We start from the raw sequence: 18,498 nt of genomic DNA, 5'->3' as shown, positions 1-18,498 counted from the left end.
CTCCTTGGTCCCCCCGTATGTGCCATGGCAGACGGCGAGGTGCCCGTGCCGCGAGCGTTAGAGTACGAGCCGACCGGTTTGTTTTCAATGCGGCCTGGGGTCGCCCGACCCTGCCCGAACCGCTCCGGCGCACGCCGGGCGCACCGACCGACTCGGGCGCAGCCGGACAGCACGGAGGGGCTGATATGGCGAGGCAGGAGCGCGCCATCAGAACGCGGAAGGTGATCCTGGAGGCCGCGGGCGCCGTCTTCGACGAGCACGGATACACCGCGACCACCATCGCGATGGTCCTGGAACGGGCCGAAGTGACCAAGGGCGCCCTGTACTTCCACTTCCCCTCGAAGGAATCCCTCGCCCAGGCCGTACTGGACCAGCAGGTCCCGCTCGGAGCGGTGCCGCCGCAGCAGTGCAAGCTGCAGGAACTCGTCGACGTCACCTTCGTGTTCGGGCAGCGTCTGCTCAACAACTCCCTGCTCAAGGGCAGTGTGCGGCTCGCGGTGGACCAATGTGCGCCGCCCGGCGTCGACCACTCCGGGCCGTTCCGACAGTGGGCGGACCATCTGGTCCTGGTGCTCGAACGGGCGCGTGACCAGGGCGAGTTGCTGCCGACGGTGGAGCCGCGGCAGACGGTGGAGCTGCTGGTCGGCGCCTTCGCGGGCATCCAGTTGATGTCCCGGGCGCTGACCGACCGGGCGGATCTGGCGGAGCGGATCTCGGTGCTGTGGGGGCACGTCCTGCCGAGCATCGCGGTACCGGGGCTGCTGACCTGCATCGACCGGAGTCCCGACCGCGGGGTGCGGGTGCTGGCCGGCATCGACGAGGACGACGCCGAGCAGGCGGAGTCGGACCTCTCCCGTCGCTGAGCGTGCGCGGGACCGACCGGAGTGACGGTTTCCGCCCCCGCGGACCTACCGCCCCGACATACGACGGGCCGGCCGATGCCCCATCCGCATCGGCCGGCCCGCCCGCCTGGTGCGCGCCCGCTCGGGGCGCGCGTTCAGTTGTCAGCCGCGGCCGTCATGACGCGGTGGTCGTACGCGCCTGTCGTACGCGGCTGTCGTCCGCGTCCGCTCAGAAGGTCAGCTTCCAGCTGTTGATCCGGCCCGTGTCCTGGGCCGCGGTGTCCTGGACGCGCAGCTTCCAGGTGCCGTTGGCGGCCTCGCTGGAGGCGTTCACCGTGTAGGTGGCGCTGATGTTGTCCGCGGAGTCCGAGGAGCTGGCGGCCTTCAGGCGGTACGTCGAACCGTCCGGGGCCACCAGGTCGACGACCAGGTCACCGCGGTAGGTGTGGGTGATGTCCACGCCGACCTGGAGGGCCGACGGCGCGTTCCCGCTGCGGCCGCTGACCGCGATGGAGGACTCGACCGCTGAGCCGTTGTCCGGGATGGAGACCGCGGAGGTGCTGGTGAAGGTGGTGCCCCCCGTGGAGCCGCCCGAGCCGCTCACCGCCTGCACCGTCTTGGCCGCGTCCGCGAGGCCCGCACCGCAGCCGCCCGAGCAAGTACCGGGAAGAGCACGCGAGTTGGTCTTGATCGCGGACTCGATCTGCGCCGGGGTCAGGGCCGCGTTGGCCGACTTCATCAGCGCGACCAGGCCCGCGACGTGCGGGGAGGCCATGCTGGTGCCCTGGTAGTAGTCGTAGTTCTCGGAGGACGGGCCCTGCCCGCCGGAGTTCAGCGTGGACAGGATGCCGTTGGCCGTGACGGAGTTGGTCTCGCCGCCGGGCGCGGCGATGTCGACGACCGTGCCGTAGTTGGAGTAGTAGGAGCGGTTCCCCTGGCGGTCGGTGGCCGCCACGCTGATGACGTTGCTGCAGCTGGCCGGCGAGTAGCCCGAGGCGTTGGCGTTGCTGTTGCCCGCCGCGACGACGACCGTGGTGCCGCGGTTCACGGCGGCGTTGATCGCGCTCTGGGTCGCGGTGGAGCACGCACCGCCGCCGCCCAGGCTCATGTTGATGACCTTGGCGACATTGGCGTTCGCCGGGACACCGGAGACGGTGCCGCCGGACGCCCAGGTGATGGCGTCGATGATGTCGGAGTCGTAGCCGCCGCACTTGCCGAGCACCCGCAGCGGGGAGACCTTCGCGCCGTACGCGATGCCCGCGACGCCCTTGCTGTTGTTGGTGACGGCGGCGATGGTGCCCGCGACGTGGGTGCCGTGCCAGGAGGAGGTGGAGGCGGGGTCGCCGGCCTGGCACTCGTTAGCGGCGGTCCAGTCGCCCGGGTCGGCCGGGTTGCTGTCGCGGCCGTTGCCGTCGTTGCCGACCGTGGCGTCGGAGATGAAGTCGTAGCCCGCGACGATGTTGGCGCCGAGGTCGGAGTGGGTGACGTAGCCGGTGTCGATGACGGCGACGGTCACCCCGCTGCCGGTGGCGACGTCCCAGGCACCCGGCACGTTCATGCCCGCGGTGGTCTCGAAGAGGTCCCACTGCTTGCTGTACTCGGTGTCGTTGGGGGTGGCCAGCGGCTTGTTCAGCCGGTCCGGCACGACGTAGGCGACCTGCGGGTCGGCCCGGTACTCGGCGACGACGTCGGCGACATCCGTCCTGGTCAGGTCCTCGCCCAGGTCGACGAGGGCGGCGCCGGAGCCGAGGCGGCGCTGGAAGTCGAGGTCCTCGCCGGACTCCGCGCCCTTGGCGTCGGCGTCGGCCTCGGCGGCCTTGTTCGACTTGGCCTCGGCGGCGCCGGACTTGTAGCCGACGATGAGCCGCTCGGCCGCGGTGCCGGGAGCGGCCTCGGTCTGCGCCGCGGGGACGGCGGCTTCCTGGGGAGCGGGTTCCTGGGCCACGGCCGCGGAGGGGGCGGCGGCCGTGAAGAGCGCGGCGGAGACCGCGGCGACGGATATCAGCTTCCGTCTGGTGGAGGCAGAGGTACGCAAGGGAGTGCCTTTCGGGCCGGCCGTACTCCGGGCAGCGCGGAGCGGCGGACGTTTTCGCTTCGTCCTCGAAGCGGCGGGGGGTATTTCGAAAGTGCGGGGCGGTACGGCCGGCCTGGCGTGAGCTGCGACCCGTTCGGGGTTACCTGTGGGTCGGCTGTGGTCGAACGATAGGCAAAGAAAAGGTCATCGGGATACAGGGGAAACCCTCGATCCGGCTGGAAACCCACCCTCTACGTCTGAGAGTTGACCGGTATTGCCCCGGCTCTGCCCGGTTCGTCACGCACTGAACGCGCCGGGCCGCTTTCCCGTACTCGACGAGGACCCTGCACGCGCCGGCCGAGGAGACGTTTCGGATGTCCCGGATGCCCTGGATGAGATCGCACCGCTTCGCCCTGGCGGCCGCCGCCGTCACGCCGTTGCTGCTCACGGTGTGGGCCGCGGGCCCGGCCGGTGCGCACGGCGCGCCGACGGATCCGGTCAGCCGGGTGTACGCCTGCTCACCGGACGGCGGCAGCGCGTCCCGTTCGGCGGCGTGCAAGGCCGCGGTCACGTCGAACGGCGCGCCCTTCACGGCCTGGGACAATCTGCGGATCGCGAACGTGAACGGGCGGGACCGTCAGGTCGTCCCCGACGGAAAGCTGTGCAGCGGCGGGCTGCCCGCCTACCGAGGCCTCGACCTCGCCCGCGCCGACTGGCCGTCGACCCGGCTCACGCCGGGCTCCACCCTGACCATGCGGTACGTCTCCACGATCCCGCACACCGGCACCTTCCGGCTCTACCTCACCAAGCCCGGTTACGACCCGACGAAGCCGCTGGCCTGGTCCGACCTCACGGACCGGCCGTTCGCGGAGGTGAAGGACCCGGCGCTGACGGACGGTGCGTACCGGCTCACGGCGAAGCTCCCGTCCGACCGATCCGGGCGGCATGTGCTGTTCACGATCTGGCAGAACAGCAGCACGCCGGACACGTACTACTCGTGCTCCGACGTCGTGTTCCCGCAGGCGAAGGAACAGGTCGACGAAGGCGCCGCCGCGACGACCTCCCCCGCCGACGGCGGGAAGCGCACGGACAGCAGTTCCTCGCCGACGGCCGCGCAGCGCACTCCCCGGCCGACTTCCCAGGCGCCCTCGCAGGCTCCGACGTCGGCGCGGCCCCAGAGCGACACCACCCCGGTGGCCTCCGACACCGAGACCGGCTCCGGGCCGTCCGCCCCGCTGCTGGCGGGCGGCGCCGCGGCGGTGTTGGTGCTCACCGGCGGCGCCGCCCTGGCGGTGCGTCTGCGTCGGCGCTGAACGGCCGTCGCACGAAGGTCAGTTGACGGTGACGGCGAGTCCCGAGGTGGTCACCGGGGCGTACTTGGCGGTGAAGTAGGCGCTGCTGAAGCACAGCGACGAGCCCGACGTCTTGGTGAACGGCTGGTTGGCGAAGGCGATGCTGTTGTCGGCGTTGCTCGCCGTGCCGGAGAGGCTCGGCGCCTGGTAGACGCAGGTGATCGTGCCGAGCAGGGTGCGCAACTTGACCGTGGACTGGATGGCGGAGCCCGCGGCCGGGGTCACGGTGACCGTGCCGTCGGAGGACACGCTGGTGGTGTACGGCAGGTTGTCGACGGTGATGCCGCTGACGCCGAGCACACCGGTGACGTTGGCGGTGCAGCCGCTGGTGTCGAAGGTGTGGGAGGTCAGCGACTCGGTGGCGGTGCCGGGGGCGGCGGGGTTGTCGGTGACGGTCGCGGAGAACGCCGACGTGGTGCAGGAGATGCCGCTGGTGCCGGTCGCGCTCGAGTAGAACGTGGCGGCGGTGCCGCTCGCCAGGGACGCGTCGAGGACGGCGCCTACTGCGACGGCCGCCCCGTCGGAAGTGGTCAGGACCGGGGTGTCGGCGGCCGAGGCGGGGACGGCGAGCCCGAGGGCGGCGACCGTGCCGGCGAGGGTGAGGAGGGTGCGCGTACGCATGCGGGTGTACCTCGTCTTTCGTTGGGGGGTGCCCTGAGGGCTCAGGGGGTTGGGGGGTGGGGGGTGGGGGGTGGGGGTTCGGGCTGTGGGGGCGGTGCGCCGGATTCGTGTGTGCCGTTGCCGGTCCGTGACGCCTTCTCCGTACGACACGGACCGGCAACGGCAGCCCGGCCGGTGGCCGGCCGGAGACCGTGGGGAGGGCTCCGGCCGGACCGGGCGGGGGGCGGCCGGCACGGACCGAGGGGGGAAGCGACCGTGACGGCACCGTGGAGTGATCTCACGGAGAGGAAATGTGAAGGACATCAGTCCGGGAACGCGGGCAGAGGCCGCGCGGCGGCGGATCCGGCGCCACGGATCCAGGGGGGAGCCAGGGAGAGTTGTAGACCTGAGTGTCTGTCAACGTCAAGGCGTGCCAAGGAAGTTGGTGTTTACGCAGAGGGTTTTCGAGGCCCTCGGGAGCCCATGACCCACAGGCGGCACCCAACCAACACCCTTTTTACACAACTGTCTTGACCCTCAGGTGTAACCACCGGTAACTTCCCGGCTTGGCTACTGCGGAGTACGAGAAAGCCCTTGCATCCGCCGGGAGTTGCGAGGGGACGTGCGCCGTGGGCGCTGTCCGCGCCAGGACAACGTGCCACTGATGCCCTACCCGCGCTTTCCGCACCTGGGAGCAGTTATGGCCTCGTCCACCGGCAACATCCCTGAGAACCCGGAAAACGGTTCCCTGCCCGAGTCCCCCGACGGCCCCGCGAGACGCGGACGGGTCCGGGCCCGCCGCGCCGCCGTGATGGCGGTGCCGGCCACCCTGGTCGCCGGCGCGCTCGCGGTCCTCACCGCCGAGGGCGCGCTGGGCGTTCAGTTCGCCATCTCCGGCATGCCCTTCACGGTCACCGCGACCGAGCTCAACGGCACCGGCTTCGAGCAGTTCGGCGGCCTCGACCAAATGGCGCCGGGCAGCCCCAACGAGGGCGACACCGGCGGCCAGGTCCTGATCGTCACGTCCGCGATCAAGAACGCCACGCTCACGAAACTGTGCCAGAGCGTCGACCTCGGCGGTACGAACCTGCTGATCACCGCGGGCGGCGGGGCGGAGAAGGTGAGCGCGACCGATCTGACCACCGACTCGACCGAGCTGTCGGGTGACGCGGCGTTCACCAACATCGAGATCGGCAACGACGCGAGCACCCTGACCAAGGCCGGGGTGAAGGGTCCGATCGGCGTCTTCAGCCAGCAGGCCGACACCGTGCGCATCGCCAACCTGCGGCAGACCAACTACGCCACCACGGCCGGGGTGTTCAAGCTCCCCGGGCTGAAGCTCGGTTTCAGCAGCAAGGGCTGCTGATGAGCCGGGGACGGGATCTGCGGTCGGCCTTCCGTCGGTGGCGGGCCGACCGGCCGTTCTGGGGCGGGCTGCTGCTCACCCTGGGCGGGGCGTGGATTCTGCTCACGATGAAGGCCTCGCTCAAGGTCATCCTGCATGTCGGCATGCAGGGGCTGGCGGGGTATCTGCTGCCGGCGCTGATGGTGTTGCTGGGACTGCTGACTCTCTTCAACCCGGCACAGCGGCTCTTCTACTCGATCACCGGGATCCTGGTCACCCTGGGCACCTGGCTCACGTCGAATCTCGGCGGGTTCTTCGTGGGGTTGCTGCTGGGTGCGGTGGGGAGCTGTCTGGCGTTCGGGTGGCTGCCGGATCAGGAGCCTCGGCGCAGTCGGCGCGAGCGTCGCCGTAGCGCCGTGGGGGCCGGCTGAGTTCGGCGGGTGCGCAGGTGCGGGGGCTGGTCGTCCCGGCGCGGCGGGGCCGCGGATCGATACGGCCCCGCGCCCCTAGTAGGTTGGCAGGGTGCACGCCAACTTCCAGGCATGTGTGTGTAGTTGACGACGCCGTGCCCGCCCCCAGGAGGCCCCATGCCCGCCGACGACATCGACACCGGACACCCCCACTCCGCCCGTATCTACGACTACATCATCGGCGGCAAGGACTACTACCCGGCAGACCAGGAGGCCGGCGACGCCATGGTCCGGGAGTGGCCGGCGCTGCCCGTCCACATGCGGGCCAACCGGGACTTCATGAACCGGGCCGTGCGGTATCTCGCCGAGGAGGCGGGGATACGGCAGTTCCTCGACATCGGGACCGGGATCCCGACGTCGCCCAACATCCATGAGATCGCCCAGTCGGTCGCCCCGGGGGCCCGAGTCGTCTACGTCGACAACGATCCCCTTGTGCTCGGCCTTTCGCAGGGGCTGATGTCCGGTACGCCCGAGGGGCGGACGGCGTACATCGAGGCGGACATGCGCGACCCGGCGAGCATCCTCGACGCCCCGGCGTTCCGCGACACCCTCGATCTCAAGGAACCCGTCGCGCTCGCGGTCATCGCGATCGTGCACTTCATGCTGGACGAGCACGACGCCACGGGGATCGTGCGGCGGCTGCTCGAACCGCTGCCCGCCGGCAGCCACCTCGCGATGTCCATCGGCACCGCCGAGTTCGCGCCGGACGAGGTCGGCCGGGTGGCCCGGGAGTACGCGGCGCGGGGCATGCCGATGCGGCTGCGCACACATGGCGAGGCCGCGGAGTTCTTCACCGGTCTGGACCTCGTCGAACCGGGCATCGTCCAGGTCCACAAGTGGCGTCCGGACGGCACGGGCACCGAGGTGGTCCGGGACGAGGACATCGCGATGTACGGCGCGGTCGCGCGCAAGCCGAGTTGAACCGGTTTGCGGACGCAAGCGCTACGGGCAGTCCGCGCTCCACTTCTGCCTCCCGCCAGCGGTTCATCACGATGTGGCAGCAACAACTCACGCCTTGTGGTTGCACACTTGACTACCGATGGTCACACGCGATTGGCTCCGCCACAGCGAGAGTTCACCACGTCGGCGAACCTCCCGTTCGGCGCCGGCCGTTCTCTCGTTCGTTCCTCCGGCTCGGCCGCACAGCGAGGTGCCGCACCCTCATGAAGACTCCACCCCCCTCCTCCCCCCGGGTTCGCGTCGCGGCCCTCTCGGCCGCCGCCTGTCTGCTGCTCGCCGGTTGCTCCGCCGTCGGCGGGACCGACGACGCGGCCGACACCGGCACGGCGGGAGGCGCACGGCTGAAGATCACCCTGATCACCCACGGCGGCGAGGGCGACGCCTTCTGGGAGCTGGTGCAGAAGGGTGCGCAGGTGGCAGCCGCCAAGGACCACGTCGATCTGACCTACGCGGGCGACGACGACCCGGCGGGCCAGGCCGAGCTGATGCGCGAGGCGATCCGGCAGAAGGTCGACGGCATCGCGGTGACCCTGGCCAAGCCGACGGCGATGGCGGGTCCGGTCGCCGAGGCCCGCTCCGCGGGGATACCCGTGGTCGGCCTCAACTCCGGTATAGACGACTGGAAGCCGACGGGGCTCCTCGAGTACTTCGGCCAGGACGAGAGCGTCGCGGGCCGCGCCGTCGGCGACAAACTGGACGACCTCAAGGCCAAGCACGCCCTGTGCGTGATCCACGAGCGTGGCAACGTTGCCCTTGAGGCGCGCTGCGCGGGCGTGAAGAAGGCGTTCGGCGGCGAGACGGAGAACCTCTACGTGGACGGCACCGACATGGATGCGGTGACCGCGACCGTCGAGGCCCGGCTCAATCAGAACCCGGGCATCGACGAAGTGGTCACCATGGGCGCGCAGTTCGCGCTGGCCGCGGTGAAGTCCGTCGACCAGTCCCGGTCCAAGGCCCATGTCGCGACCTTCGACCTCAACAAGGACCTGACACAGGCGGTCCAGGACGGGGACGTGCAGTTCGCGGTGGACCAGCAGCCCTATCTCCAGGGCTACCTCGCGGTGGACTCGCTCTGGCTCTACCGCACGAACGGCAACACCCTCGGCGGCGGTGAGGCCCCCGTGCTCACCGGGCCCGCGTTCGTCACGAAGGCGAACGTCGCCTCGGTCGCGAAGTTCGCGGCCAACGGAACCCGCTGACCGGACAGTTCCCACCACGGTGTCGCCAAAGATTCGGTCACGCATGACACATACGGTCACTTGTACGGATAGCATCCTGCGCACCCCCTGTGACGTGCCGGACACGCAGTCACCCCTCGCGCTCGTCCTGCCGTCCCGCTCCGCTTCCGCGCTGATCCCGCCCGCCCTCCGCTGATCGCCCTAGGACGACAATGTCTCCACGGACAGGTCCCCGGCGCCGCCTCGGCTCCATACGTCTCTCCCTGATCCTGCTGGCGCTGGTGCCCAGCGTCACGCTCGCCGCCGTCTGGAGCGTGACGACGATCCAGATGTTCTCGGAGGGTCTGGGACTGCGGTCGCAGACCGGGCTGAGCAAGTCGACCGGCGCGATGGGCACCGAGGCCACGCTCGCGCTCCAGCAGGAGCGCAGCTACTCGGCCGTATGGCTCGCCACGCGCCAGGACGCGGCCCGCACCGCGCTGGAGGGGCAGCGCATCAAGACCGACAAGGCGGTCGCCAAACTCCTCGCGCAGTCGGACGCGATCCAGCAGGCCCCCGCCCGTATCAAGGACCGGCTGTACTCGGTCGTCGCCTCCACGAGCAGCCTGGAGTACTACCGGGGCCAGGTGGACAACCCCTCCGACATCTCCGCCGTCCAGGCGCTGGGCCAGTACACGTCGATCATCGACGACCAGATCCACGCCTTCCAGGAACTCTCGCAGGTCGACGACGGCGACCTCACCTCGCAGGCCGGTCCGCTCGTCTCGCTGGAGCACGCGGCGGAACTGATGTCGCGGGAGGACGCGCTGCTGACGCTGGCCTCGCCGTCGCGGAAGATGGACCAGAAGAGGTGGACCGAGTTCGCGGAGCTGGTGAACACCCGCCGCTGGCTCGTCGAGGACCAGATCCTCCCGTCGCTCGCCGGGACCGCGAAGGCGGAGACCGAGCGGATCCTGGGCAGTTCGCAGTGGCGGACCCTGGAGAGGGTCGAGGACCGGGTGCTCGCGGCGCGTGGCGACGGGAACATCACCGTGCCGGACGCGCAGAAGGAGTGGCGGGCCGCTCTGGTCACGGTCTCCGACGAGTACGAGGTTCTGATCCGCCGGCAGACGAGCGTGCTGCTGCAGCGCAGCGCCGACGACGCGAGCAATCTGCTGATCAAGGCCGCGTCCCTGAGCGCGGGCGGGCTGATCGCCCTGCTGCTGTGCGTCGGGATGTCCTGGCGGATCACCCGCTCGCTGTCCCGGCGGCTGCGCGGCCTGCGGGAGGCGACCTTGGGCCTCGCCCAGGAGCGGCTGCCCGATGTGGTGGCCCGGCTGGAGCGGGGCGAGAAGGTCGACGTGGAGCTGGCGACCCCGCCGCTGGACTACGGCCACGACGAACTCGGTCAGGTGGCCACGGCGTTCAACACCGCGCAGCGCACCGCCGTGCACACCGCCGTCGAACTCGCCGACACCCGGCGCGGCTTCCAGAAGATCATCCTGGGCATCGCCCGGCAGAGCCAGAACCTGGTCAACCTCCAGCTCACCAAGCTGGACGCGCTGGAGCGGGCGCACCAGGACCCCGAGGTCCTCAAGGGCCTGTACGAACTGGACTCCACCGCCAGCCAGTTGCGCCGCTACGAGGAGAACCTCGTCATCATCAGCGGCGAGCGCCCCGGCCGCACCTGGAGCGAGCCGGTCGCGCTGATCGACATCCTGCGCAGCGCGGTCGGCGAGGTCGCCGAGTACCGGCGGGTGGAGGTGCACACCGAGGAGGAGGTGCATCTCGCGCCGCCCGCGGTGGCCGACGTCATCCATCTGCTGGCCGAGCTCATCGAGAACGCCACGCTGTACTCCCCCGCTCCGGCGCCGGTCGGGGTGCGGGCCGCGATGGTGGCCAAGGGGCTGGCCGTGGAGGTCGAGGACCGTGGCCTCGGCATGTCCGAGGAGGAGTACGCAGCCTTCAACGCCCAGTTGGCCGAGCCCCCGCAGTTCGACGTGGTGGCGCTCGCCGACGATCTGCGGCTCGGCATGTTCGTGATCGGCCGGCTCGCACGGCGGCACGGCATCGCGGTCACGCTGCGCTCCTCGCCGTACGGCGGCACTACGGCGATCGTGCTGATCCCGCACGACGTCGTGGTGCGGGACCTGCCCGCGCCCGACCGGGAAGAGGTGGAGCACGCCGGAGCGGCCGAGCCGGAGGAGCCCGTACGGGAGTCCCGGCCCGTCGTGCCGGCCCGCACCACCAACGCCACGGCGCCGGCCCCACGCGGTGACGGGCTCACGCCGCTGCCGCGCCGGGTGCCGCAGACCAGCCTCGCGGCCGAGCTGCGCGAGGAGTCCGCGCCCGCCGAACAGAACGGCCACGCCGACGACTTCACCGCCGAGCAGGCCGCCTCCTCCCTCGCCTGCTTCCAGCGCGGCACGCTCCAGGCCCGCGGCGGCACCGACGACGAAGCACCGGACGCCCTCGACACGCCGGACGACCAGGGCCCGGCCGTCCTCGCCCGGTTCCAGCGCGGCACGCTCCAGGCCCGCGGCGACACCGACGACGAAGCACCGGACGCCCTCGACACGCCGGACGACCAGGGCCCGGCCGTCCTCGCCCGGTTCCAGCGCGGCACCCTCCAGGCCCGCGACGACGTCGCCCCCGACGAGCCGCCCGCGGCCGACTCCGCGGCCCACTCCGTCGACGCGTCCCCGGCCGCCGCACCCAGGTCCTCCACCCCGCCCGCCGACCGCTCATGAAGGACACCGCCATGACACGCCCCACCCCAGCCACGGACACCCAGCTCGACCAGTTGCTCACCGGACTCGTGGAGCGGGTCGCCGACGTCAACCACGCCGTGGTGCTCTCCGAGGACGGGCTTGTGGTGAGCAAGTCCACCGGGTTCCTGCGCGACGACGCCGAGCGGCTGGCGGCGACCGCGTCCGGCCTGATGAGCCTCAGCAAGGGCGTCAGCATGGACTTCAGAGGCGGACCGGTGCGCCAGGCGCTCATCGAGATGGCCAACAGCTATCTGATCCTCACCTCCGCGGGACCCGGCGCCCACCTCGTCGTGCTCACCAACCAGGGCGCGGACGTCGGCGTGGTGGCGTACCAGATGAACATGCTGGTGAAGAAGATCGGCGAGCACCTGTCGGCGGCACCGCGGGCCCATGTCGGCCCTGGCGCGTGAGGTGGGCGGAGACGATACGGCGGGCCGGCTGGTCCGTCCCTTCACGCTGACCGGGGGACGGACCCGGCCCAGCCGTACCGACTTCACCCTGATCACGACCGTGACGGCGGTGGATCCGCCGCCGGAGCGGGCGCCGCGTCCCCAGCCCGAGCAGCTGCGGATCCTGCGGCGCTGCGCCCGGCCGATCGCCGTGGCGGAGCTCGCGGCCCATCTCGACCTGCCGGTCAGCGTGGTGGCCATCATGCTCTGCGATCTGCTGGAGGCCGGCCTGATCACCGTCCACCCGCCGCACCCCGTCACCCCCCGCAGCCCGGACCTGGACCTGTTGCAGAAAGTGAGGGACGGCCTTGGCCGGCTCTGACACCACCGTGGACGCGGTCGCACCGCCCGACACGGTCAAGATCCTCATAGCCGGCGGTTTCGGCGTCGGCAAGACCACCATGGTCGGGTCGGTCAGCGAGATCGCCCCGCTGCGCACCGAGGAACCCCTGACCACCGCCGGCCTGGGCATCGACGACCTGGACGGCATCGAGCAGAAGCGGGCCACGACCGTGGCCCTGGACTTCGGCCGGATCACCATCAGCCAGGAGCTGGTGCTCTATCTGTTCGGTACGCCCGGGCAGCAGCGGTTCTGGTTCATGTGGAACGACCTGGCGATCGGCGCGCTCGGAGCCGTCGTCCTGGTGGACGTGCGCCGCCCGGAGTCCAGCTTCGCGGCGATCGACTTCTTCGAGCGCCGCGAGATCCCCTTCGTCGTCGGCGTCAACGGCTTCCACGGCGAACACCCCTACCCCGCCGAGGAGATCCGGGACTCCCTCGCGCTCCCGCAGCATGTGCGGGTGCTGCTGTGCGACGCGCGCGAGCGCGAGTCGTGCCGGGACGTGCTGATCGCCCTCATCGACCAGCTGATCGCGGACGCCCGCAAGGTGAGCTGAGCGGGCGCCGTCTCACTCGTCGGGGCCGGTGAGCGGCCGGTTCGCGGGAGCGACGATCCGGGCCGTGAGATCGGGACGGCGCATCGCGGGATCGAAGGGGAACATCGGCCGGCGGATGCGGTGGTGGCCGAGCCGCGGCAGGTCCTGATCGACGCCGCCCGGGGTGAGCGCCATCTTCCAGTCGGCGGCCATGGCGAAGAGCTCGGGCTCGAGATAGCCGATCTTGACGATCACGACGTCGGCCGCGCGGGCGTCCAGGTCCAGCTCGGTGAAGTCGCGTTCGAGGTGATACGGCTTGCGCAGCCGAGTCAGGATCACCCGCACGCTCCCGACCCGCAGCACGACCTCCGTCTCCGCGTCCCGGTCGCCGTGCCGGACCGAGTGCACCACGCCGGTCATCGTGAGCGGCCCGGCGTGCCGGTCGTCGACCTCGGCGCCCGCGGTGACGGTGACCGTCGCGCCGACGCCCGCCCGCACCGCCGTGTCGACCGCGGACGGCCCCGGCAGGGAGGCGTAGATGACAGCCGGCCCGGACGGGTCCTTGAACTCGGGGCGGGCCAGGACACGTTCGAGGCCCCAACTGACATCACCGGCGCCGCCCGCCGTCGGATTGTCGCCGGTGTCGCTGATGAAGTAGGGGCGGGCGCCGGAGGCGAGGGCCTCGTCGAGGCAGTCGTCGAAGGTGCCGGTGGGGGCGACGAAGGCGAAGTCGTGCCGCGCGTCCCAGAATCCGCGGGCGAGCCGCTCGGCACCCGCGGCGACGGCGGCCCCATCGGGGCCGGTGACCACGACCGCGGCGCGGTTGCGGGGCTCGTCCGCCCAGGCGTATCCGACCCAGATCGCGGCGTCGGTCACGCCCTCGGCCGAGGCCACCTCTGCCACGGCCGCGTACACGCTCCTCGCCGGTTCGATACGGGTGGAGGTCTGCTCCCCGGCCAGCAGCACCGGCACCGGGACCCACGCCTTGACCGGGCGGGGCGCGCCGCTTGCCAGGAGGTCCACGAGGTTGCGGGCGGCCCGCTCCTTGGTCTGCAGGGCGTCCTCGTGCGGGGCCATCCGGTAGCAGGTGATCAGGTCGCTGTGGTGGACGAGGGGGCGGGAGACGTTGCCGTGCAGATCCATGGACGTCGACACGAGGACGTCCGGGCCGATCACCTCGCGGATGCGGGCGAGCAGGTCGGCCTCCGCGTCGTCCAGCCCCTCGACGGTCATGGCGCCGTGGATGTCGAACCAGAGGCCGTCGATCGGCCCCAAGTCCCGTAGCCGGTCGACGAGTTCGGTGGACAGCTCGGCGTACGCGGCGGCCGTCACCGTGCCGCCGGGCAGCGCCTTGCCGACCAGCGCCCCGCGCCAGTCGGCGGCTTCCCGCAGCGGCTCGCCCGGGGCCAGGAACGGGTAGCGGGTGAGGACGTCCTGCCCGCGCAGCGGGTGGAAGGCGGCGGCCTCGGTGCGGGCCGGGGAGAAGGTCGAGGACTCGATGCCGAGGCCGGCGATCGCGAGGACGGGACGGGGCTGGGGCATGGCTCCTCCGGGGTCGGGCAAAGGCGGCGGGCAGGGGCGTCGTGGGTCAGGGGTGGTGGGTGCCGGTGACCGAGTGCAGTGCGTGGGCGAGGGCCCGCTGGAGCGCGAACTGCCCCGCGCCGACCAGGCCGGCGTCGGCGCCGAGGCCGGCTCGCTCGATGACCAGGTGCTCGGTGACCAGGGGGTGGCAGCCCTCGTACAACTGGCTGCGCACGGCGGCGACGAAGGGTTCGAGCGTGGAGAGGATGCCGCCGAGGTACACCGCGTCGGGGTTGAAGAAGTTGACGTTGGCGGCGAGCACCATGCCCAGATAGCGGCCGGCCTGCCGCACCGCCCGCGTGGCCTCGGGGTCGGCGTCGGTGGCGAGCCGTACGACGTCCTCCGTCGACCTCACCTCCAGGCCGCGCTCGCGCAGGATACGGACCAGCGCCGCGCCGGAGGCGACCGTCTCCAGACACCCGGTGTTGCCGCAGGAGCAGGGGATGTCGTGGGCGGCCTCGACCCGGACGTGGGTGATCTCGCCGGCCGCGCCCGAACCTCCCCGGTAGAGGCGGCCGTCGGCGATGACTCCGGCTCCGATGCCGGTGCCCGCCTTCACCATGATCGCCTGGCGTTGGTCTGCGGGCCGGACGCTGTGCTCGCCGACGGCCATGCAGTTGGCGTCGTTCTCGATGGCCACCGGGACCGCGAAGCGCTCCTCGAGCCAGTCCCGCACCGGGAACCGGTTCCAGCCGGGCATGCGCGCGGGCAGCGTCACCAGGCCCGGCTCGACGTCGACCGGTCCCGGCAGACACAGCCCGACGCCCCTGAGGAGCTCCCGGCCGTGCCGGTCGGCGAGGCCCTGCAGGGTCTCGACCAGTCCGGGCAGGGAGGCCTCGGGGCCGTCGGCCGTCGCGAAGGGCACCGTGGAGGTGTCGGTGAGGCCCCCACCGGGGTGGACGACGCCGACGTGGGCGTGCTTGCCGCCGAGTTCGGCCGCCACGGCGTATCCGTCACCGCCGCCGAGCCGGAGGACCTTGCGCGGCCGGCCGCCGTTGGACGACAGGGTGCCCTCCTCGGTGACCAGGCCGTAGTCCAGCAGTTTGCCCACCGCGAACGAGACCGTCGACGGCGCGGCGCCGAGCAGTTCGGACAGCTCCGTGCGCGTGGACGCCTGCCCGGAGGCGAGGAGTTCGAGAATGCGCCGGGTCAACGACCCACTTTTTTCAGTCATGGACGAAGTTACTTCCGTCATCTGCGGCCGGGACAGCGAGAGTAGGCCCGCGAGGACCACTCCCGGCTATTTCCAGAACAGCAGAAACATACTTTTTACAGCGGCACTCCTGTTTCTTCGAACAGTCGGGGCTTTCACTGACTGCACCTCGCTTCTGTCCCCTGAGGAGAGCCATGTCCCCTGCTCGCACGAGACTCCTCGCCGCTGCCGCCGCCCTGTCCGCCGGCACGTCGCTGCTCGCGGGCTGCTCCGGGAGCAGCGGTGCGTCGTCCGGATCCCGCGACTCCATCAACTACGCGCTGCCCGCGAACTTCACGCCGAACTGGATCCTGCCGATCGGCACCGCGGCGCATCTGAACACCAACAACATCTCCATCGCGAACACGCTGTGGGAGCCGCTCATCGCCTACGACGGCTCGACCGGCGAGATCGCCTGGAACAAAGCCGGTTCGGTCGCCACCGACGCCGACTTCGCGCCCGACAACAAGAGCGCGCGGATCACGCTGGGCGACCGGCACTGGAGCGACGGCAAGCCGATCACCTCCCGTGACGTCCAGTTCTGGTTCGACCTGATCAAGGCGAACAAGACGGAGTGGGCGGGCTACAACCCCGGCCAGGCACCGGACAACTGGACTTCCTTCAAGTCCGAGGACGACCGCCATTTCACGATCACCTTCGACAAGGCCTACAACCCGCAGTGGATGCTCGCGAACGAGCTGAGCTCCATCACTCCGCTCCCCCAGCACGTCTGGGACAAGGGCGGCGACGCCAAGCAGGTGTGGACCGACCTCAACAACGCGGCGAAGAACATCGCCGACTACGAGAAGAACGCGCTCTGGAAGACCATCAGCGGCCCGTACGCCGTCAAGTCGTACTCGACGGCCGGCAAGGTCGTCCTCACCGCGAACAAGAAGTACGACGGCGGCGAGAAGCCGGCCATCCCCACGGTGAACCTGCTCCCCTTCACCACCGCGGAGGCCGAGAAGAACGCCCTGCGCTCCGGCAGCGTCGACTATGGCTACATCGAGGCGACCGACCTCGACCAGAGGGACAGTTTCACCGCGCAGGGATACGAGGTGAAGCCCTGGTCCGGATGGGCCATCACCTACATGCCGTACAACTTCAACAACCCGGCGATGGGCGCCGTGTTCAAGCAGCTGTACGCCCGCCAGGCCGTCCAGCGCTCCATCGACCAGACCAGTCTCGCCAAGGTCGTCTTCAACGGCACGGCGGTCGCCGGCTACGGCCCGGTCCCGCAGGGGCAGGCGTCCGACTTCGTCTCGCCGGCGCAGAACGACAACCCGTACCCGTTCTCGACGACGGCCGCCCGGGAGCTGTTGACCGGTCACGGCTGGACCGAGCAGGGCGGGGTGATGACCTGCACGGCCCCCGGGAGCGGAGCCGCCCAGTGCGGTGAAGGCGTGGCCGAGGGCACCAAGTTCGAGATGCAGGTGCTCTCGCAGTCCGGCTCGACCGTCACCGACAACATGATGAGCGCGGTCCAGTCCTCGCTCGCGAGGACCGGCATCAAGTTCTCGATCAGGACCGCGCCCGTCAACTCGGTCCTGGCGCAGACCCCGCAGTGCGAGGCGGACCAGTCGCTCTGCAAGTGGCAGCTGTCCTACTTCGGCACGGCGGGCAGCTGGTACTTCCCCGCTTTCCCGACCGGTGACTCGCTGTTCCAGACCGGCGGCGGATCGAACTTCGGCAACTACTCCAACCCGGCGGTCGACAAGCTCATCTCCGCCTCCACGACGTCGAGTTCGACCAAGGCCGTCCAGGACTACAGCGCCGCCCTCGCCAAGGATCTGCCGGTGATCTGGCTGCCGGAGCCCGTCTACCAGATCTCGGTCGTCCGGAGCGGCCTCGGCGGCTTCTCCCAGGACTCGCTCGCCAACTTCCACCCGGCGCAGTGGAAGTGGACCGGCTGACGCATGGACACGCTCCTGTATCTCAGCCGCCGGCTCCTCCAGGCCCTCGCCGTGATCCTGATCGTCACGATCGTGGTCTTCTGCCTGCTGCACGCACTGCCCGGAGGCCCCGCCCGCGGGATCCTCGGCCCGCAGGCGACGGCCCAGCAGATCGCCGCGTTCAACCACGAGCAGGGGCTCGATCGGTCGCTGCCCGTCCAGTACGTCTACTACCTGCGCGAGCTGGCGCAGGGTGACCTCGGGACGTCGTACACGCTCAACGAGGCGGTTTCGCGGCTGATCGAGCAACGGCTGCCGAAGACGCTGGTGCTGACCGTGCTGTCCGCGCTGGTCGGGCTGCTGCTGGCCATTCCGCTCGGCATGTGGCAGGCGGTGCGGCGCAACAAGCCGGCCGACTACGTCATCACCGCGCTGAGTTTCGTGGCGTACTCGACGCCGGTGTACTTCCTGGGGCTGATCCTGGTGCTGGTGTTCACCCAGACCCTGCGGTGGTTTCCGTCGCAGGCGCCCCAAGGGGACACGCCGGCTCAGGTGTTCGCTGATCCGGCGGCGCTGGTGCTGCCGGTCGTGACCGGGGCCGCGTCCATGGTGGCCGTGTTCAGTCGGTACATGCGGGCGGCGACGCTGGAGAACCTGTCCGAGGACTATGTACGGACGGCTCGCGCCGGGGGTGCCGGGCAGTACGCGGTGCTGTTCCGGCATGTGTTCCGGAACTCCCTGACGCCGGTGGTGGCGATGCTCGGGTACTACGTGCCGGTGCTGTTCGGTGGGGCGTTGGTGGTCGAGCAGCTCTTCAACTATCCGGGGATGGGGCTGTTGTTCTGGAGCGCCGCCCAGTCGTCCGACTATCCGGTGCTGTTGGGGTGCGTGCTTGTCATTTCCGTGGCGACCGTTGTGGGGACCTTGCTTGCGGATGTGGTGCAGCGGGTTGTTGATCCTCGGGTGAAGGAGGGGCGGGCGTGAGTGGTCGTGTTGAG

General features: G+C 70.5%; 16 protein-coding genes. 12 read left to right on the top strand and 4 right to left on the bottom strand.

Annotated features, from left to right (window positions below):
* The first annotated feature begins 185 nt into the window (after window positions 1-185).
* The gene (locus tag OG254_RS37080) at window positions 186-863 is read left to right on the top strand and encodes a ScbR family autoregulator-binding transcription factor (protein ID WP_405590761.1); all 678 of its coding nucleotides are present in this window, start codon (window positions 186-188) and stop codon (window positions 861-863) included.
* A gap of 208 nt (window positions 864-1,071) precedes the next feature.
* Here OG254_RS37080 and OG254_RS37075 read toward each other — a convergent pair whose 3' ends face one another.
* The gene (locus OG254_RS37075) at window positions 1,072-2,877 is read right to left on the bottom strand and encodes a S8 family peptidase (protein ID WP_405590758.1); all 1,806 of its coding nucleotides are present in this window, start codon (window positions 2,875-2,877) and stop codon (window positions 1,072-1,074) included.
* Between the two features lie 362 nt (window positions 2,878-3,239).
* On the opposite strand from OG254_RS37075, the gene OG254_RS37070 reads away from it, so the two are divergent.
* Window positions 3,240-4,169 (top strand): lytic polysaccharide monooxygenase, encoded by a 930-nt coding sequence (locus OG254_RS37070; protein ID WP_405590755.1) that lies wholly within the window; start codon window positions 3,240-3,242, stop codon window positions 4,167-4,169.
* Window positions 4,170-4,187: 18 nt separating this feature from the next.
* Here OG254_RS37070 and OG254_RS37065 read toward each other — a convergent pair whose 3' ends face one another.
* Window positions 4,188-4,829, bottom strand: a complete 642-nt coding sequence (locus OG254_RS37065) for a Tat pathway signal sequence domain protein (protein ID WP_405590752.1) — start codon at window positions 4,827-4,829, stop codon at window positions 4,188-4,190.
* Between the two features lie 679 nt (window positions 4,830-5,508).
* Between OG254_RS37065 and OG254_RS37060 the strand changes: the two genes are divergently transcribed.
* The 8 genes from OG254_RS37060 to OG254_RS37025 all read left to right on the top strand — a co-directional run bounded on the left by OG254_RS37060 (window position 5,509) and on the right by OG254_RS37025 (window position 12,856).
* A complete protein-coding gene (locus OG254_RS37060) occupies window positions 5,509-6,174 on the top strand; it encodes a DUF6230 family protein (protein WP_405590749.1) in 666 nt (221 codons plus the stop codon).
* Window positions 6,174-6,584 carry a DUF6114 domain-containing protein gene (locus tag OG254_RS37055; RefSeq protein ID WP_405590746.1) on the top strand — a complete coding sequence of 137 codons (411 nt, stop codon included), beginning with the start codon at window positions 6,174-6,176 and terminating at the stop codon, window positions 6,582-6,584. Before OG254_RS37060 ends, OG254_RS37055 begins: the two co-directional genes overlap by 1 nt.
* A gap of 156 nt (window positions 6,585-6,740) precedes the next feature.
* Window positions 6,741-7,544 carry an SAM-dependent methyltransferase gene (locus OG254_RS37050; protein ID WP_405590743.1) on the top strand — a complete coding sequence of 268 codons (804 nt, stop codon included), beginning with the start codon at window positions 6,741-6,743 and terminating at the stop codon, window positions 7,542-7,544.
* Between the two features lie 242 nt (window positions 7,545-7,786).
* Window positions 7,787-8,782, top strand: coding sequence for a substrate-binding domain-containing protein (locus tag OG254_RS37045; RefSeq protein WP_405590740.1), 996 nt, complete (start codon window positions 7,787-7,789; stop codon window positions 8,780-8,782).
* Window positions 8,783-8,973: 191 nt separating this feature from the next.
* Entirely contained in the window at window positions 8,974-11,490 is a 2,517-nt protein-coding gene (locus OG254_RS37040; RefSeq protein ID WP_405590737.1) for a nitrate- and nitrite sensing domain-containing protein, read from the top strand.
* A gap of 11 nt (window positions 11,491-11,501) precedes the next feature.
* Entirely contained in the window at window positions 11,502-11,921 is a 420-nt protein-coding gene (locus tag OG254_RS37035) for a roadblock/LC7 domain-containing protein (protein WP_147997842.1), read from the top strand.
* Window positions 11,902-12,282 carry a DUF742 domain-containing protein gene (locus OG254_RS37030; RefSeq protein ID WP_405590734.1) on the top strand — a complete coding sequence of 127 codons (381 nt, stop codon included), beginning with the start codon at window positions 11,902-11,904 and terminating at the stop codon, window positions 12,280-12,282. The genes OG254_RS37035 and OG254_RS37030 overlap by 20 nt, the downstream gene beginning before the upstream one ends.
* Window positions 12,269-12,856 carry a GTP-binding protein gene (locus OG254_RS37025; protein ID WP_405590731.1) on the top strand — a complete coding sequence of 196 codons (588 nt, stop codon included), beginning with the start codon at window positions 12,269-12,271 and terminating at the stop codon, window positions 12,854-12,856. Before OG254_RS37030 ends, OG254_RS37025 begins: the two co-directional genes overlap by 14 nt.
* Before the next feature lie 12 nt (window positions 12,857-12,868).
* Here OG254_RS37025 and OG254_RS37020 read toward each other — a convergent pair whose 3' ends face one another.
* A complete protein-coding gene (locus OG254_RS37020) occupies window positions 12,869-14,377 on the bottom strand; it encodes a M81 family metallopeptidase (protein WP_405590728.1) in 1,509 nt (502 codons plus the stop codon).
* Window positions 14,378-14,423: 46 nt separating this feature from the next.
* Entirely contained in the window at window positions 14,424-15,611 is a 1,188-nt protein-coding gene (locus tag OG254_RS37015) for an ROK family protein (protein ID WP_405590726.1), read from the bottom strand.
* Window positions 15,612-15,763: 152 nt separating this feature from the next.
* Between OG254_RS37015 and OG254_RS37010 the strand changes: the two genes are divergently transcribed.
* Together OG254_RS37010 and OG254_RS37005 are read left to right on the top strand one after the other, a co-directional pair.
* Complete coding sequence (locus OG254_RS37010) at window positions 15,764-17,521, top strand: peptide ABC transporter substrate-binding protein (RefSeq protein WP_405590723.1); 1,758 nt, start codon at window positions 15,764-15,766, stop codon at window positions 17,519-17,521.
* A gap of 3 nt (window positions 17,522-17,524) precedes the next feature.
* On the top strand, window positions 17,525-18,484 hold the full coding sequence (locus OG254_RS37005; protein ID WP_405590720.1) for an ABC transporter permease: 960 nt from the start codon (window positions 17,525-17,527) through the stop codon (window positions 18,482-18,484).
* Window positions 18,485-18,498: the final 14 nt, after the last annotated feature.

Source organism: Streptomyces sp. NBC_01092 (assembly GCF_045039535.1).
Classification (GTDB): domain Bacteria; phylum Actinomycetota; class Actinomycetes; order Streptomycetales; family Streptomycetaceae; genus Streptomyces.
The sequence above is the reverse complement of the archived record's forward strand: the minus strand, read 5'-3'. Positions and strand labels throughout refer to the sequence as shown.